Annotated in this window: 8 protein-coding genes and 2 rRNA genes; all 10 read right to left on the reverse strand. The window is 67.8% G+C overall.

The genetic code is table 11. The features are described from left to right. Positions 1–119: 119 nt before the first annotated feature. Positions 120–3211: ribosomal RNA gene (locus tag HDA34_RS05240) — 23S ribosomal RNA — on the reverse strand. A gap of 438 nt (positions 3212–3649) precedes the next feature. After that, positions 3650–5172: ribosomal RNA gene (locus HDA34_RS05245) — 16S ribosomal RNA — on the reverse strand. The 16S and 23S rRNA genes sit together here, the layout of an rRNA operon. A gap of 742 nt (positions 5173–5914) precedes the next feature. After that, complete coding sequence (glgB, locus tag HDA34_RS05250) at positions 5915–8245, reverse strand: 1,4-alpha-glucan branching protein GlgB (RefSeq protein WP_134376972.1); 2331 nt, start codon at positions 8243–8245, stop codon at positions 5915–5917. Positions 8246–8285: 40 nt separating this feature from the next. Beyond that, positions 8286–10385: an alpha-1,4-glucan--maltose-1-phosphate maltosyltransferase gene (locus tag HDA34_RS05255; RefSeq protein ID WP_049147756.1), complete on the reverse strand. Its 2100-nt coding sequence runs from the start codon at positions 10383–10385 to the stop codon at positions 8286–8288. 103 nt (positions 10386–10488) lie between these two features. Further along, the gene (locus tag HDA34_RS05260; RefSeq protein ID WP_134376973.1) at positions 10489–11280 is read right to left on the reverse strand and encodes an ABC transporter ATP-binding protein; all 792 of its coding nucleotides are present in this window, start codon (positions 11278–11280) and stop codon (positions 10489–10491) included. Continuing rightward, positions 11273–12262 (reverse strand): ABC transporter permease, encoded by a 990-nt coding sequence (locus HDA34_RS05265; protein ID WP_098093600.1) that lies wholly within the window; start codon positions 12260–12262, stop codon positions 11273–11275. Before HDA34_RS05265 ends, HDA34_RS05260 begins: the two co-directional genes overlap by 8 nt. Positions 12263–12392: 130 nt before the next feature. Further along, entirely contained in the window at positions 12393–13403 is a 1011-nt protein-coding gene (locus HDA34_RS05270; protein ID WP_044658572.1) for an ABC transporter substrate-binding protein, read from the reverse strand. A 232-nt stretch (positions 13404–13635) separates the two neighbouring features. After that, a complete protein-coding gene (gene rlmB / locus HDA34_RS05275; protein WP_036382443.1) occupies positions 13636–14625 on the reverse strand; it encodes a 23S rRNA (guanosine(2251)-2'-O)-methyltransferase RlmB in 990 nt (329 codons plus the stop codon). 74 nt (positions 14626–14699) lie between these two features. After that, complete coding sequence (gene cysS / locus HDA34_RS05280; RefSeq protein WP_134376974.1) at positions 14700–16157, reverse strand: cysteine--tRNA ligase; 1458 nt, start codon at positions 16155–16157, stop codon at positions 14700–14702. A 72-nt stretch (positions 16158–16229) separates the two neighbouring features. Next, entirely contained in the window at positions 16230–17528 is a 1299-nt protein-coding gene (gene ispF, locus HDA34_RS05285) for a 2-C-methyl-D-erythritol 2,4-cyclodiphosphate synthase (RefSeq protein ID WP_134376975.1), read from the reverse strand. Positions 17529–17566 lie beyond the last annotated feature (38 nt).

The following is a 17566-nucleotide window of genomic DNA, read 5'->3' on the forward strand; positions in this document are numbered from 1 at the left end:
TATTCAACTGAAACACCCCAACCATCCACCAACACATGGACAGCCGGTTGCAATCAGACAACCGCACAGTGGACGCGAACACCAACCCATCACCTTGAAGCAAGCAATGGAATAAGAGTGTGTGTAAGTCATCGGCCTATTAGTACTGGTCAGCTTCACGAGTCTTCAGTCCTCGCTTCCACATCCAGCCTATCAACCCAGTGTTCTAGCTGGGGGCCTCACACCCTCAAAGGGGCAAGGAAATCTCATCTCGAAGCCGGCTTCCCGCTTAGATGCTTTCAGCGGTTATCCATCCCGAACGTAGCTAATCAGCCATGCACCTGGCGGTACAACTGACATACCAGAGGTTCGTCCGTCCCGGTCCTCTCGTACTAAGGACAGACCTTCTCAAATTTCCAACGCGCGCAGAGGATAGGGACCGAACTGTCTCACGACGTTCTGAACCCAGCTCGCGTACCGCTTTAATGGGCGAACAGCCCAACCCTTGGGACCTACTCCAGCCCCAGGATGCGACGAGCCGACATCGAGGTGCCAAACCATGCCGTCGATATGGACTCTTGGGCAAGATCAGCCTGTTATCCCCGAGGTACCTTTTATCCGTTGAGCGACGGCCGTTCCACAACGAGCCGCCGGATCACTAGTCCCGACTTTCGTCCCTGCTCGAGCTGCCACTCTCACAGTCAAGCTCCCTTGTGCACTTGCACTCGACACCTGATTGCCAACCAGGCTGAGGGAACCTTTGGGCGCCTCCGTTACATTTTGGGAGGCAACCGCCCCAGTTAAACTACCCATCAGGCACTGTCCCTGACCCGGATCACGGGCCGAAGTTAGATATCCAGAGTGACCAGAGTGGTATTTCAACGGCGACTCCACGAACACTGGCGTGCCCGCTTCACAGTCTCCCACCTATCCTACACAAGTCACACCGAATACCAATACCAAACTATAGTAAAGGTCACGGGGTCTTTCCGTCCTTCTGCGCGTAACGAGCATCTTTACTCGTAATGCAATTTCGCCGAGTTCATGGTTGAGACAGCGGGGAAGTCGTTACTCCATTCGTGCAGGTCGGAACTTACCCGACAAGGAATTTCGCTACCTTAGGATGGTTATAGTTACCACCGCCGTTTACTGGGGCTTAAGTTCTCCGCTTCGCCGAAGCTAACGGGTCCCCTTAACCTTCCAGCACCGGGCAGGAGTCAGTCCATATACATCGTCTTACGACTTCGCATGGACCTGTGTTTTTGATAAACAGTCGCTTCCCCCTGGTCTCTGCGGCCCCGATCCCCTCACACCAGCACGTGGTGCTCAAGGTTGGGGCCCCCCTTCTCCCGAAGTTACGGGGGCATTTTGCCGAGTTCCTTAACCATGATTCTCTCGATCGCCTTAGTATTCTCTACCTGACCACCTGTGTCGGTTTAGGGTACGGGCAGTTTGAACCTCGCGCCGATGCTTTTCTAGGCAGCATAGGATCACCGGATCACCCACCATGTGGGCGCCCATCAGGTCTCAGGCATACAGCCGGCGGATTTACCTACCAGCAGCCCTACACCCTTAGACCAGGTCATTTCCATTGCCCGGCCCGGCTACCTTCCTGCGTCACACCCGTTAATGCGCTTGCCTCCCCGGTTCAGGTCCCGCGCTCCCCATCACCGACCCCGTCAAAGACGAGGTTCGGGATGGTTCGGGCGGTTAGTATCACCGGCTCAACATGGACGGTTCTTCACTGGTACGGGAATATCAACCCGTTGTCCATCGACTACGCCTGTCGGCCTCGCCTTAGGTCCCGACTTACCCAGGGCAGATTAGCTTGACCCTGGAACCCTTAGTCATCCGGCGGACGGGTTTCTCACCCGTCTTTCGCTACTCATGCCTGCATTCTCACTCGTCCACAATCCACCAGAAGTTACCCGCTGGCTTCACCTCGTGAACGACGCTCCCCTACCCATCCAGCAAAACTGAATGCCACGGTTTCGGCGGTGTACTTGAGCCCCGCTACATTGTCGGCGCGGAATCACTTGACCAGTGAGCTATTACGCACTCTTTCAAGGGTGGCTGCTTCTAAGCCAACCTCCTGGTTGTCTCAGCAACTCCACATCCTTTCCCACTTAGCACACGCTTAGGGGCCTTAACCGGTGGTCTGGGCTGTTTCCCTCTCGACTATGAAGCTTATCCCCCACAGTCTCACTGCCACGCTCTCACTTCCCGGCATTCGGAGTTTGGCTGAAGTCAGTAACCTTGTAGGGCCCATCGTCCATCCAGTAGCTCTACCTCCGGGAAGAAACACGTGACGCTGCACCTAAATGCATTTCGGGGAGAACCAGCTATCACGGAGTTTGATTGGCCTTTCACCCCTACCCACAGCTCATCCCCTCCATTTTCAACTGAAGTGGGTTCGGTCCTCCACGCGCTCTTACACGCGCTTCAACCTGGCCATGGGTAGATCACTCCGCTTCGGGTCTAGGACACGCGACTCAATCGCCCTATTCAGACTCGCTTTCGCTACGGCTTCCCCACACGGGTTAACCTCGCCACGTATCACTAACTCGCAGGCTCATTCTTCAAAAGGCACGCTGTCACCCCACAAGGAGGCTCCAACGGTTTGTAGGCACATGGTTTCAGGTACTATTTCACTCCCCTCCCGGGGTACTTTTCACCATTCCCTCACGGTACTGATCCGCTATCGGTCAACAGGTAGTATTCAGGCTTACCAGGTGGTCCTGGCAGATTCACACGGGATTCCTCGGGCCCCGTGCTACTCGGGCAACCCTCCAACAGCGGCGGAACACATTTCGACTACGGGACTCTCACCCTCTACGGTCCAGCATCCACACTGGTTCGTCTATATGCCCGCACCTCACTGCGCCATGCCGGCAGACATGACAAGGAGGGGCCCACAACACCGCACATGCAACCCCTGCCGGGTATCACACACATACGGTTTAGCCCCATCCGCGTTCGCTCGCCACTACTAACGGAATCACTTTTGTTTTCTCTTCCTGTGGGTACTGAGATGTTTCACTTCCCCACGTTCCCTCCACCCGGTCTATGTGTTCAACCGGGGGTCACACGACACGTCGTGCGGGGTTTCCCCATTCGGAAATCCTGGTCTCAACGTCCGGTTATCGACTCCACCAGGCTTATCGCAGATTCCCACGTCCTTCTTCGGCTCCTGTTGCCAAGGCATCCACCATGCGCCCTTGGAAACTTTCACACACAATGAAAGTCCTCAAATGAGCAATATCTAACTAAGATGTCATTCTCGGCATCACCACACCTCACACACCACCCCAGGGGGGACAGTGCGATCAACGATGCAGCAACAAAAAAATAAGATGCTCGCGTCCACTATGCAGTTCTCAAACAACAACCCACACCCCATCCACCAACCCACAAGGCCAGCTTCACAAGATACGGAGACCAGAAACAACAACCCCAACCCTCACAGGTCAGGGCACCTGCTGTTCCAGGACCCAACAGTGTGCCAACACCAGCTCGCAGCCACCAACACCACCCATTCCAACCACACCCGCAAAGGCATGACGTACTCGAGCACTGCCGGCACCACCACTGGCACCATTCATTGATGTTCCACCCATGAGCAACCCGCCATCACACACGCGGTGATGCAACGGGCACTGATGCTCCTTAGAAAGGAGGTGATCCAGCCGCACCTTCCGGTACGGCTACCTTGTTACGACTTAGTCCCAATCGCTGGTCCCACCTTCGACGGCTCCCCCCACAAGGGTTAGGCCACCGGCTTCGGGTGTTACCAACTTTCGTGACTTGACGGGCGGTGTGTACAAGGCCCGGGAACGTATTCACCGCAGCGTTGCTGATCTGCGATTACTAGCGACTCCGACTTCATGGGGTCGAGTTGCAGACCCCAATCCGAACTGAGACCGGCTTTTTGGGATTAGCTCCACCTCACAGTATCGCAACCCATTGTACCGGCCATTGTAGCATGCGTGAAGCCCAAGACATAAGGGGCATGATGATTTGACGTCGTCCTCACCTTCCTCCGAGTTGACCCCGGCAGTCTCCCATGAGTCCCCACCATTACGTGCTGGCAACATGGAACGAGGGTTGCGCTCGTTGCGGGACTTAACCCAACATCTCACGACACGAGCTGACGACAACCATGCACCACCTGTGAACCCGCCCCAAAGGGGAAACCGTATCTCTACGGCGATCGAGAACATGTCAAGCCTTGGTAAGGTTCTTCGCGTTGCATCGAATTAATCCGCATGCTCCGCCGCTTGTGCGGGCCCCCGTCAATTCCTTTGAGTTTTAGCCTTGCGGCCGTACTCCCCAGGCGGGGCACTTAATGCGTTAGCTGCGGCGCGGAAACCGTGGAATGGTCCCCACACCTAGTGCCCAACGTTTACGGCATGGACTACCAGGGTATCTAATCCTGTTCGCTCCCCATGCTTTCGCTCCTCAGCGTCAGTTACAGCCCAGAGACCTGCCTTCGCCATCGGTGTTCCTCCTGATATCTGCGCATTCCACCGCTACACCAGGAATTCCAGTCTCCCCTACTGCACTCTAGTCTGCCCGTACCCACCGCAGATCCGGGGTTAAGCCCCGGACTTTCACGACAGACGCGACAAACCGCCTACGAGCTCTTTACGCCCAATAATTCCGGATAACGCTCGCACCCTACGTATTACCGCGGCTGCTGGCACGTAGTTAGCCGGTGCTTCTTCTGCAGGTACCGTCACTTTCGCTTCTTCCCTACTGAAAGAGGTTTACAACCCGAAGGCCGTCATCCCTCACGCGGCGTCGCTGCATCAGGCTTGCGCCCATTGTGCAATATTCCCCACTGCTGCCTCCCGTAGGAGTCTGGGCCGTGTCTCAGTCCCAGTGTGGCCGGTCACCCTCTCAGGCCGGCTACCCGTCGTCGCCTTGGTGAGCCATTACCTCACCAACAAGCTGATAGGCCGCGAGTCCATCCAAAACCGATAAATCTTTCCAACACCCACCATGCGGTGGACGCTCCTATCCGGTATTAGACCCAGTTTCCCAGGCTTATCCCAGAGTTAAGGGCAGGTTACTCACGTGTTACTCACCCGTTCGCCACTAATCCACCCAGCAAGCTGGGCTTCATCGTTCGACTTGCATGTGTTAAGCACGCCGCCAGCGTTCATCCTGAGCCAGGATCAAACTCTCCGTAAAAAAATTACAGAACAACACCGTGGCAGCCGGAAATAACCACCACGACATCCATTCAATACCTGGCAGACCATCACCACACCACGGGGGTGGCAGGCGATGATCAACCAATATGTGTTAAAACAATTGGCATCAACAAACTTGGCACACTATTGAGTTCTCAAACAACAGGCGCTTCCAGCTTCAGCGACCCGCTCCGCGGGCCGTTTCGCTCTGGAGCAACTTCTCCATCCTAGACCATCCGTTTCGACCGTGTCAACTCCGTGTCCGAAGCATTCACCGTCCGTTCACGTGGCCGGGCTAGAAAACCTTACCACGCGATCCGACAATGTCAACTCCGCTTCCGCGGGGTCAGACACTCACCGGACCATCCACGTGGAAGGCCTCGAAGAGCTTACCACATGATTCCCGGCTGTCAAACCAGATCATCTTCTTCAGGAATCCCGACCCGCATCACTGCCGGCCGCGCACCCGGTGAGCACCACCCGCCCTGGACCTGCCATTCTCGGCATGAATCCGCGGATTCTGTGTTCTTCACCCCGCCTCCCGGTCACCCGGTCGGCGTCTTGAGCACGAGATGGAACTCTACACACGAATCCCACCGAACACAAAATCAGGGGCGGCACCCGGCGTGCGGTCAAGGGTGGGCGGCCGGTTTCCGCCTGTTCTCGCGCATTCCTTCGGCCTGGCCCGCCCCGTTCGACGCTCCAGCGCCGTCACCCCCGGCCGTGACGTGCACCACTCCTCAGGGCGTGGCCGTCGTGTCCAGGGTCGGCTGGAGCCACAGGGTGGTCAGCGCCGGCACGTTCACCGTGACGTGGGCCGGCTGGCCCTGCCACTGGCCCTCGTGTGCCGCGATCACCTCGGACTGGCCGGTCTGCTCCCGCCAGCCGTCACCGTGGAAGTCGGTTGAGTCCGTGTCCAGCACCACCGTCCACTCCCCCGCGGACGGCACCCCCACGCGCAACCCCTGACGCGGCGACCCCGAGAGGTTGGTGATGCACAGCAGCGGGGCGCCGCCCGGTTCAGCGGCCGGGACCGCGGCGCCGTCGTCGTCGATCCGTGTCTCCGGCACCACCTGCGCCGCGGGCATGCGGAGGAACACGAGCGTGTTGCCGTCGGCGTCGCCGCCGTCCACCCACGAGAATCCCTCCGGGCTGTGGTCCAGCGACCACAGCGCCGGCTTGCTGCGGTAGAGCGCGTTGAGCTCCCGGATCGTCAGCTGGACCCCGCGGTGCGCCTCATCCCACGAGACGGGCCAGTCCAGGCCCTCGCCCTCGGACCACTCGCTCGGCTGCGCGTACTCCCCGCCCATGAACAGCAGCTGCTTGCCGGGGTGCGCCCACATGTACCCGTAGTAGGCGCGCAGGGTCGCCAGCTGCTGCCGTCGGTCGCCCGGGATGCGGCCCAGCAGGGAGCCCTTGCCGTGGACGACCTCATCGTGGGACAGCGGCAGCACGTAGTTCTCCGAGTAGGCGTACACCAGGGAGAACGTCCACTGCTCGTGGTGCCACCGGCGGTTGACCGGGTCCTGGGACAGGTAGGCCAGGGTGTCGTGCATCCAGCCCATGTTCCACTTCTTGCCGAAGCCGAGACCGCCCGCGTCCACGGGAGCGCTCACCCCGGAGAAGGCCGTGGACTCCTCCGCGATCATGTGGACGCCGGGGTGCAGGCGGTACACGGTCGCGTTGACCTCGCGCAGGAAGTCGATGGCCTCGAGGTTGTGGTTGCCGCCGTGCACGTTGGGCTCCCACTGCCCGTCCTCGCGCGAGTAGTCCAGGTAGAGCATCGAGGCGACGGCGTCCACGCGCAGCCCGTCGATGTGGAACTCGCCGAGCCAGTAGAGCGCGTTGGCCACGAGGAAGTTGCGGACCTCGGTGCGGCCGAAGTCGAACACGAGGGTGCCCCAGTCGGGATGTTCGCCCCGCCGCGGGTCCGGGTGCTCGTACAGGGCGGTCCCGTCGAAGCGCGCGAGCGCCCACTCGTCCTTCGGGAAGTGCGCCGGCACCCAGTCCACGATGACGCCGATCCCCGCCCGGTGGAGCGCGTCTACCAGGTGCTTGAACTCGTCCGGGGAGCCGAACCGGGAGGTGGGGGCGTAGTAGCCGGTCACCTGGTAGCCCCAGGACCCGCCGAACGGATGCTCCGCGACCGGCAGGAACTCCACGTGCGTGAACCCGAGCCACTGCACGTACTCCACGAGCTGCTCGGCCAGCTCGCGGTAGTCCAGCCCGGGCCGCCACGAGCCCAGGTGCACCTCGTAGATGCTCAGCGGGCGCTCGTGCGGGTCCGTGAGACGGCGGCGCTCCATCCAGGTGCGGTCCCCGAAGGCGTAGTCGGACTCGAGCACACGCGAGGCCGTGGCCGGCGGGACCTCCGTCCAGCGGGCCATCGGGTCCGCCTTCTGCCGCCAGAGCCCGTCCCGGCCGAGGATCTCGAACTTGTAGCGGTCGCCGTGACCGACGCCAGGCACCAGCAGCTCCCACACGCCGGAGGAGCCGAGGGACCGCATGGCATGGGTCCGGCCGTCCCAGCCGTTGTGGTCGCCCACCACGCGCACGGCCCGCGCGTTCGGCGCCCAGACCGCGAAGGCCGTGCCGACGGCCTCGCCCGCGGAGGTGCGGACCACGCGGGCGCCCAGCACCTCCCACAGCCGTTCGTGCCGGCCCTCCCCGATCAGGTGCAGGTCCAGCTCGCCGAGCGTGGGCAGGTGCCGGTACGCGTCGTCCTGCTCCTGGACGGGGCCGGTCGTGCCGTCCTCGGTCTCGTACGCCACCTCGACGCGGTAGTCGCCCGCGGCAGCCCCGGCCACGCGGGGCGTCGGGGCCACGCCCGCGAACACGCCGTCGTGCTCGTGCGTCAGCTCCACCCGCTGCCCGTCGCCGGCGCGGACCACCGTGACCGTGCGCGCCAGCGGGCGCAGCACGCGGTAGGTGACCGCCGCGCCGTCGGGATGCGGGTGGGCGCCCAGCACGGTGTGCGGATCGTGGTGCCGGCCCTGCGCGACGGCGGCCAGCACCTCCGGGTCCACGGCGAGCGGGGCGACGGCGGGACGGGGGGCGGCGGACGGGGTCATGGCGATTCCTGTTCTGGGGACGGCGGGCGTCGGGAGCGGCTCAGCCGTTCCGGACGACCCGCAGGACATGGGCGGGCTCGACGTTCGGGTCCAGGCGGACGTACGGGGTGCGGCCCCACCGCCAGCGCTGGCCGGTGAGCAGGTCCTCCACCTCGACGGCCCCGGACGCGTCGCGGTCCTCGGGGCGCAGACGCAGCGCCTCGAGGTCCAGGTCCAGGGTCGCCTCGACGACGTCGTGCGGGTTCGTGGTGACGACGACGATCAGGGTGTCCTCCGCGGGACCGGCGTCGGTGACCGCCTCGGCGTCCCGGTGCGCACCCTCGGGCCGGGCCGAGCGCGTCTTCGAGAACACGAGCAGGTCAGGGTGCGTCGAGGCGTGCAGGGTCAGGTTCTGCAGGTCGCCCAGCGCCGGGTGCGCCGCGCGGATCTCATTGAGCCGGGTGAGGTACGGGGCGAGCGAGGCACCCGCGGCCTCCGCGCCCTCCCAGTCCCGGGGGCGGTACTCGTACTTCTCGTTGTCGATGTACTCCTCCGCGCCCGGCCGGGCCACGTGCTCGAACAGCTCGAACCCGGCGTAGACGCCCCACAGCGGGCTGGCCGTGGCGGCGACGACGGCGCGGATCCGGAACGCGCCCGGGCCGCCGTGCTGCAGGTACTCCGTGAGGATGTCCGGCGTGTTGACGAAGAGGTTGGGGCGATAGAACGCCGGCGTCTCGTGCGAGATCTCCTGGAGGTACTCCGCAAGCTCCTCGGCCGTGTTCCGCCAGGTGAAGTACCCGTAGGACTGCTGGAACCCGACCTTGCCCAGGGCGTGCATCATCGCGGGACGGGTGAAGGCCTCGGCGAGGAACACGACGCGCGGCTCCTCGGCGCGGACCTTCGCGATCAGCCACTCCCAGAACCACAGGGGCTTGGTGTGCGGGTTGTCCACGCGGAAGATGTGCACGCCGCGGGCCACCCAGCCCCGCACCACGTCCAGCACCGCCTGGGCGAGGCCGCCCGGGTCGTTGTCGAAGTTCAGCGGGTAGATGTCCTGGTACTTCTTCGGCGGGTTCTCCGCATACGCGATGGTGCCGTCCACGCGGGTGGTGAACCACTCCGGGTGCGCGGCGACCCACGGGTGGTCCGGGGAGCACTGCAGGGCCAGGTCCAGGGCCACTTCGAGGCCCTCGTCCGCGGCCGCGGCCACGAACGCCTCGAAGTCCTCGACGGTGCCCAGGTCCGGGTGCACGGCGTCGTGCCCGCCCTCGGGCCCACCGATCGCCCACGGCGAGCCCGGGTCCTGCGGCCCGGCCGTCAGCGTGTTGTTCGGACCCTTGCGGTGCGTGGTGCCGATCGGGTGGATCGGCGGCAGGTAGACCACCTGGAAGCCCATCCGGGCGACCGCCGGGAGCCGGTCGGCCGCCGTCGCGAAGGTGCCAGAGGACCACGTGCCGGAGGCCTCGTCGAAGCGGGCGCCCTCGGAGCGGGGGAAGAACTCGTACCAGGCGCCGCGGCCGGCGAGCTCGCGCTGCACGTCCAGCGGGTAGAGCTCGGAGCTCGTGAGGTGCTCCCGCACGGGGCGGGCGTGGAGGACGGCGGACACCTCCGCCGACTCGGCGGAGGCCAGGCGCTGGGCCGGGATGAGCGACTCGTCCTCGAGGCCGCGAACGACCTCCTCGAACACGGCGCGGTCCTCGGCCGAGCGCTCCGCGTCCTCGGCGGCCCGGCGGAACAGGGCGGCGCCCTCGGCGAGCATCAGCTCCACGTCGACGCCGGCGGCGATCTTGACGGTGGCCGCGTGCTTCCACGTGCCCACCGGATCGTCCCAGCCCTCGACCACGAACTGGTGCAGGCCCGGCTCGGCGGGCCGCAGCGTGGCCACGACCTCGTCCAGGCCGGGCCGGCCCGGACGCATCTGCACGCGCTGCACCTCGGCGCCGGCCGGGTCGAACAGGCGGACGGTGGCGCGCACGGAGTCGTGGCCCTCGCGGAACACGGTCGCGCGGACGGGGATGTCCTCGCCGACCACGGCCTTCGCCGGGAACCGGCCGTCCAGCACAACGGGCTGCACGTCCGTCACCGGGATACGCCCCGTGACGGTCTGGAGGCGGACATCGGCTGCGGTGGCGCTCTGGGTGTCGGGCTTCACGGTGCTCACGCCACGACGCTACCCCGCGGCCGCGCCGGTGAGAACGGCCGGCCCGCCCGCCCGCCGTGGGGGGCGGAGGGGCGGGCCGGGGACGGGGCGCCGGACGGGACGCTCAGGACAGCATGGTCTTGTCGTCCACGACGGCGCCCTTGATCTTGCCGAACTCGGCCAGCAGGTCCGCCGGGGTGCGCCCGGCCTTCTCCTGCTCGTCCAGCTCGAGGATGATCCGGCCGTCGTGCATCATGATCAGCCGGTTGCCGACCTCGAGGGCCTGGGACATGTTGTGCGTGACCATCAGCGTGGTGAGCCGGTGCTCGGCCACCACCTGCCGGGTCAGGCGGGTCACCAGCTCCGCCCGGGACGGGTCCAGGGCGGCGGTGTGCTCGTCCAGCAGCAGGATCTTCGGTCCGGAGAACGTGGCCATGAGCAGGCTGAGCGCCTGACGCTGGCCACCGGAGAGCAGCCCGACCTTGGCGGTGAGGCGGTTCTCCAGGCCGAGTTCGAGCTTCGTGAGCTCGTCGCGGAACATCGCGCGCCGGGCGCGGGAGACGCCCCGCGAGAGCCCGCGGGCGTGCCCGCGTCGCCAGGCCAGGGCCATGTTCTCCTCGATCGTGAGATTCGGGGCCGTGCCCGCCGTCGGGTCCTGGAACACCCGGCCGATCGAGGCCGCGCGGCGGTGGTCCGGCATGCGGGTGACGTCCTTGCCGCCCACGGCCACGGTGCCGGTGTCCGGGAGCAGCTTGCCGGCGATCGTGTTCAGGATCGTGGACTTGCCGGCGCCGTTGGAGCCGATCACGGTGACGAAGTCGCCCTCGGCCAGGTACAGGTCGATGCCCTGCAGGGCGCGCCGCTCGTTGACGGTGTTCGGGAAGAAGGTCTTGGAGACCTGTGAGATCTCAAGCACGGGGGGCCTCCTCGGAGACGGATGCGGCGGGGGTGGCGCCGCCCGGCTCGCCGGTCAAAGGCATGCCGGCGGTGGCCGGAGCGGCGGCGGCCGGCCCCGGGGTCACGGCCGTGCCCCGCGTGCGCAGGCCCAGGCGCGTGGCGAAGCCGAAGCGCGGCAGCAGCAGGGCCACGACGACGAGAGCCGCGGAGATCAGCTTCATGTCGTTCGGGCTCAGGCCCGCGTTGAGGGCGAACTGGATGATCAGGCGGTAGAGCACGGCGCCGACGATCACGGCGAGCGTCGCCCAGAAGACCGTGCGCTGGCCGAACACGGCCTGGCCCACGATCACGGACGCCAGGCCCACGAGGATGAGGCCGATGCCCATGGAGATGTCCGCGAAGCCCTGGTACATGGCCAGCAGGGAACCGCCGAGGGCCACGAGGCCGTTGGAGATCATCAGGCCGAGGATCTTCATCCGGTCCGTGGAGACGCCGTACGAGCGGATCATCTCCTCGTTGTCACCGGTCGCCTGCAGGGCGAGGCCCAGGTCCGTGTGCAGGAACCAGTCGAGGATCAGCTTCACCACGAACACGCCGAGGAAGAGCACGAGGATCGAGCCCCAGTTCCGGGCCAGGCCCAGGTCGTCGAGCCACGTGAACAGGGTGTCCTGGCCGAGCAGGGGGATGTTGGCCTTGCCCATGATCCGCAGGTTGATCGAGTAGAGCGCGATCATCGTGAGGATGCCGGCGAGCAGGCCGTCGATCCGGCCCTTGGTGTGCAGCAGGCCGGTGACGAGGCCCGCGAGCGCGCCCGCCACGAACGCGGCGAGCATGGCCAGTGGCACCGGCGTGCCGCCCGTGATGAGCACGGCGGCCGTGGCGGCGCCGGTGGTGAACGAGCCGTCCACCGTGAGGTCGGGGAAGTCGAGGATGCGGAAGGTCAGGTACACGCCGAGCGCGACGACGGCGTAGATCAGACCCAGTTCCACTGCGGTCAGCATGGGGTGGGTGCCTTTCGGGCGGTGCGAGGGGGACGGACGACGGCGGGCGGGGTGGGCCGGCCGTCGACGTGCTCCGCGGCGGCCCGGACCCTGTGGTCCGGGCCGCCGCGGAGGCGGGTCAGGCGCGGGATCAGCCCTCGACGAGCTGGTCGGCCCTGTCCGTGAGCTCGGCGGGGATCTCGACGCCGTAGGCCTCGGCGGCCTTCGGGTTCAGCACGAGCTGCAGGTTGGCCGGGTCGGCGTAGCCCACGGGCAGCTCGGCCGGCTTCGCGCCGTCCTTGAGGATCTTCACGGCCATCTCGCCGGCCTGCTTGCCGTGCGCCTCGTAGTCGATGCCGTACGTGCCCAGGGCACCGCGCTCCACGGAGTCGATGTCCGCCGAGATGACGGGGATGCGCTGCTCCTCGCCGTAGCCCACCACGGTCTCCAGCGCCGAGACGACGGCGTTGTCCGTGGGCACGTAGATGCCGTCCACGCCGGACAGGGACTGCACGCCCTGCTGGACCTCGGACGAGTTGGTGATGGTGGCCTCCTTGACCTCGAGGCCCAGCTCCTTGCCGGCCTCCTTGGCCTGGTCCACCTGGACCTTGGAGTTGGCCTCGCCGGAGTTGTAGACGATGCCGACGGTCGTGGCGTCCGGCTTCACGTCCTTGAGCAGCTGCAGCTGCTCCTTGACCGGGTTGCGGTCCGAGACGCCGGTGACGTTGCCGCCCGGGGCCTCGTCCGAGGCCACGAGCTCAGCGCCCTTCGGATCGGTGACCGCCATGAACACGACCGGCTTGTCCTTCACGGCCGAGGCGGTGCCCTGCGCGGCGGGGGTCGCGATCGCGGCCACGAGGTCGACGTCCGCGTCGTTGGCGAAGGTGGAGGCGATGGAGGTGACGGTGGCCTGCTCGCCCTGGGCGTTCTGCTCCTCGAACGTCACGTCCAGGCCGGCGTCCTCGAACGCCTCCTTGAAGCCCTCGGCCGCGCCGTCGAGCGCCGGGTGGGAGACGAGCTGGTTGATGCCCACGGTGTAGGAGCCCTCGCCGCCGGCGGCGGAGGAGGAGCCGGAGCCGCCGGAGCCGGAGTCGCCGCACGCCGTGAGCCCGAGGGCGACGACGGCGAGGGCGGCGGTGAGGGGGAGGGAGCGGTGCTTCATGAGACGGACCTCGTTCTGATGGTGCGGTGCGGGATGCGCTCGCCGACGGGGGCCCGTCGGACACAGTGCAGACACTGTGCGCGGTGACGCGCGTCACGGGCAAGACGTGGGCGTGTCCACGCGACATCCTGCCATGTGATGGGCATCACGGTGGACACTCTGCCCCGCTGGGCTTCGTGTGCGACCCCCGCGTCCCCGCCCGGCCGTCATCCCGGGCGGGACGCCGTGGAGGTCAGCGCCCGCCGGCGCGCTGCACCGAGATCTCGTACAGGGAGATGCCCACCGCCATCGAGGCGTTGAGGGACTCCATCGTCGAGTCGATCGGGATGGACACGATCTGCTGGCAGTGCTCCCGCACCATGCGGGACAGACCCTTGCCCTCGGCCCCCACCACGAGCACGAGCGGCTCCGTGGCCAGGGCGAGCCCGGGCAGGGAGACGTCCCCGCCGCCGTCGAGGCCCAGCACGAAGTAGCCGGCCTTGTGCAGGTCGACGAGGGTGGTGTTCAGGTTGCCGGCCTGGGCCACGGGCACCCGCGCGGCCGCGCCGGCCGAGGTGCGCCAGGCGGTGGCGGTCACGCCGACGGAGCGCCGCTCGGGCACGATCACGCCGTCCGCGTCGAACGCGGAGCCGGCCCGGATGATGGCGCCGAGGTTGCGGGGGTCGGTGATGCCGTCGAGCGCGATCAGCAGCGGCGGGGTCCGCAGGTGCCCCTTCTCGTGCTTCGCGAGCGCGTCGAGGGCCAGGGCCGTGGCGTCCGCGTACTCATAGGGCGGGATCTGCAGCACGATGCCCTGGTGCACGGCCTCGCCGGAGAGGCGGTCCAGCTCCGGCTTGGTGTTCTCCAGGACCGGCACGCCCTGTTCGAGGCAGAGGCGCAGGGCCTCCTTGACGCGGTCGTCCATCTCGATGCGCACGGCCACGTGCAGCGCCTTGGCCGGGATGCCCGCGCGTAGCGCCTCGAGCACGGGGTTGCGACCGGAGACCGTCTCGTCCGTGAGCTTCACGCGGCCGCGGACCTGGTCCTTCACGGGGCCGCGCTTGGCGGCCGAGCGCTCGGCCAGCTGCTTGGCGCGGTGCGCCTTGTGGTAGACCCGGTCCTCGGCCTTGGGGGTGGGTCCGCGGCCCTCGAGCGCCTTGCGGCCGTGGCCGCCGGTGCCCTTCATGGGGCCCTTCTTGCCCTTGGGCTTGCGGGATCCGCCGGAGCGGGGGGCGGTGGACATGGCGGGACTCCTGCGGGCCGGGGACGGGGGCGGCGGCACGCGGGGCGCCGCCGGATCGCCCTCCAGTCTAGGTGTCAGTCCGCCAGGCGCCATGTGGCGCCGTCGGCGCCGTCCTCCACCACGACGCCGGCCGCGGCCAGCGCATCGCGGATGCGGTCCGCGGTGGCCCAGTCCTTGTCCGCGCGGGCCTGTGCCCGCGCCTCGATCTGCGACCGGACGAGCGAGTCGAGGGCGTCCGACACCGGGCCGGCCGCGGCGTCGTCGCCCTCGGGCACGTCGTCCAGGCCCAGCACCGCGGTCATGGCCTCCACCTCGGCCAGGCGGGCGGCCGCGGCGTCGAGGTCCTGCCCGGCCAGCGCCGAGTTGCCGGCGCGCACGGTCTCGTGCAGGGCCGCGAGCGCCTGGGGCACGTTGAGGTCGTCCTCCATGGCGGTGCGGAAGGCGGCGGGCACGCGGTCCGCGAGCGCCCCGTCGGGGGCGGGCGGGACGGCGCCGGCGGCGCGGGCGCGGGCCGTGAAGCCCTCGATGCGCTCGACGGCGGCCTCGGCCTCGTCGAGGGCGCCGGGCCGGTAGTCGAGCTGGGAGCGGTAGTGGGCCTGCCCCAGGAAATAGCGCACCGCCGTCGGGCGGGCCATGCCGAGCATCTCCTCGGGGGAGATCGTGTTGCCCACGGACTTGGACATCTTCTCGCCGCCGTAGGTGACGAGCCCGTTGTGCAGCCAGAAGCGGGCGAAGCCGTCACCGGCGGCCGCCGACTGGGCCAGCTCGTTCTCGTGGTGCGGGAACCGCAGGTCCAGGCCGCCGCCGTGGATGTCGAACTCGGCGCCGAGGTACTTCGTGGACATGGCCGAGCACTCCAGATGCCATCCGGGGCGGCCGGCCCCCCAGGGCGACTCCCACACGGCGGTGGCGGGTTCGCCGGGCTTGGCGCCCTTCCACAGGGCGAAGTCGCGGGGGTCGCGCTTGCCGCGCGGGTCGGCGTCGGGCGCGTCCTGCATGTCCTCCACGCGCTGGCGGGTGAGCTCGCCGTAGCGCTCCCACGACCGGACGTCGAAGTAGACGTCGCCCGAGCCGTCCTGCGCGGGGTAGGCGTGGCCGCGCTCCATCAGGCGCTCGATGAGCGCGAACATCTCGGGCACGTGGCCGGTGGCGCGCGGCTCGTAGGTGGGACGGCGGACGCCGAGGGCGAGGTAGGCGGCGTCGAACGCCTTCTCGAACCGATAGGCCAGGGCCCACCACGGCTCGCGGGCCGGGTAGAGGTCCGAGGCCTCGAAGCCGGCCTCGTGGGAGGCGGCCGAGCGCTCGAGGATCTTGTCGTCGATGTCCGTCACGTTCCGCACCGAGGTGACGCGCAGCCCGGTGGCCTCGAGCCAGCGGATGAGGATGTCGAACACGATCGCGCTGCGCACGTGGCCCACGTGCGGCATGCCCTGCACCGTGGCCCCGCAGTAGTACACCGACGCCTCGCCGGGCACGAGGGGCTCGAAGTCCCGGACCTGCGCGGTGCGGGTGTCGTAGAAGCGCTGGGCCATGGGGCGCGGTCCTTCCGGAGGGGCGGGGTCCTGACGGGGCTCTGCCAGCCTAGTCGGTGCGCCGGCGCGGACTCAGGCCGCAGGGATGACGAGCGCGGTCGCGATCCCGACCAGCCCCTCCTTGCGCCCGATGAACCCCAGCCGGTCCGTGGTGGCGGCGGAGACGGACACGGGGGCCCCGCCGAGGGCGGCGGACAGGGCGGCCTCCATCTCCGCGCGGCGCGCGCCCACCTTGGGCCGGGGGGCGACCACCTGGACCGCCACGTTCCCGACGGCGAGGCCCGCCTCCGTCAGCAGGCGCAGCACCTCGCGGAGCATGTCCGCGCCGGACGCGTCCGCCATCTCGGGCCGGTCGACGCCGAACACGGCCCCGAGATCGCCGAGGCCGGCGGCGGAGAGCAGGGCGTTGCACGCCGCGTGGGCGGCCACGTCCCCGTCCGAGGTCGCGGCCACCCCCCGCTCGCCGGGCCAGTGGATGCCGCCGAGCCACAGGGGCCGGGGGGCATCCTCGGGTGCCCACGCGTGCACGTCGGTGCCGATCCCCACGCGCGGCAGGGGGGCGGCCGCGACGGCGGGGCGGGTGGGCTGGCGCATGGAGGCCCCCTGGGGGGCGCGGCGGGCGAGCTCGAGGCGGGCGAGGTCGAGGTCGGCGGGGGCGGTGACCTTGAACGCGGCCGGGTCGCCGGGCACCACCACGACCTCGTGCCCCGCGGCCTCCATGACCATCGCATCGTCGGTGAGCGCCGCGGCGTCGAGCGTGGGGTCCGTGCGCACGGCCTCGTGGGCCGCCAGCAGGGTGTCCAGGTCGAAGCCCTGCGGCGTCTGGATCGCGCGCAGTCCGGCGCGGGCCGGCGTGGCCGCGACGACGTCGACGCCGCCCCGTCCGGGGGTGACCTGCTTGACGGTGTCCGTCAGCGGCAGGCCCGGGACCGCGGCGACCGCGCCGGTCCCGAGCGCCGCCGTCACGGCCCCGAACACGCTCGGCGGGGTCAGCGCGCGGGCCGCGTCGTGGACGAGGACACAGCGGGGCGCCCCCGCCGGGGCGAGGTCGGCCAGAGCGCCGGAGGCCGCGGCGAGTCCGGCGCGGACCGAGTCCGCGCGCTCGGCGCCGCCGGGCACGCAGTGCACGGGCACGTCCAGGCGCGGGCCGGCGTCGACCTCGGCGGCCACGCGGCCGGCATCGGCCTCCACCGGCGGGGTGAGCACCACGACGGCGTCCAGGGCGAGCCCGGCGGCGCGCGCGGCGGCGACGGACTCCAGGCAGTGGTGCAGGAGGGTGCGGCCGTCCGCGAGGGGGGCGAGGGCCTTGGGCAGCCCGGCGCCGAGGCGGGTGCCGGCGCCGGCGGCGGCGATCACGAGGGCGGTGGGCATGGCCTCATCCTAGGGAGCGCGCCGGGGTCCGTGGCCGG

Origin of the sequence: Micrococcus luteus (genome assembly GCF_014138885.1) — a bacterium.
Taxonomy (GTDB): domain Bacteria; phylum Actinomycetota; class Actinomycetes; order Actinomycetales; family Micrococcaceae; genus Micrococcus; species Micrococcus luteus.

Coding starts and splice junctions, on each gene's coding strand:
- HDA34_RS05265 (WP_098093600.1), bottom strand. CDS start 12,262: ATGCTGACCGCAGTGGAACTGGGTCTGATCTACGCCGTCGTCGCGCTC.
- cysS (WP_134376974.1), bottom strand. CDS start 16,157: ATGGCCCAGCGCTTCTACGACACCCGCACCGCGCAGGTCCGGGACTTC.
- glgB (WP_134376972.1), bottom strand. CDS start 8,245: ATGACCCCGTCCGCCGCCCCCCGTCCCGCCGTCGCCCCGCTCGCCGTG.
- HDA34_RS05270 (WP_044658572.1), bottom strand. CDS start 13,403: ATGAAGCACCGCTCCCTCCCCCTCACCGCCGCCCTCGCCGTCGTCGCC.
- ispF (WP_134376975.1), bottom strand. CDS start 17,528: ATGCCCACCGCCCTCGTGATCGCCGCCGCCGGCGCCGGCACCCGCCTC.
- rlmB (WP_036382443.1), bottom strand. CDS start 14,625: ATGTCCACCGCCCCCCGCTCCGGCGGATCCCGCAAGCCCAAGGGCAAG.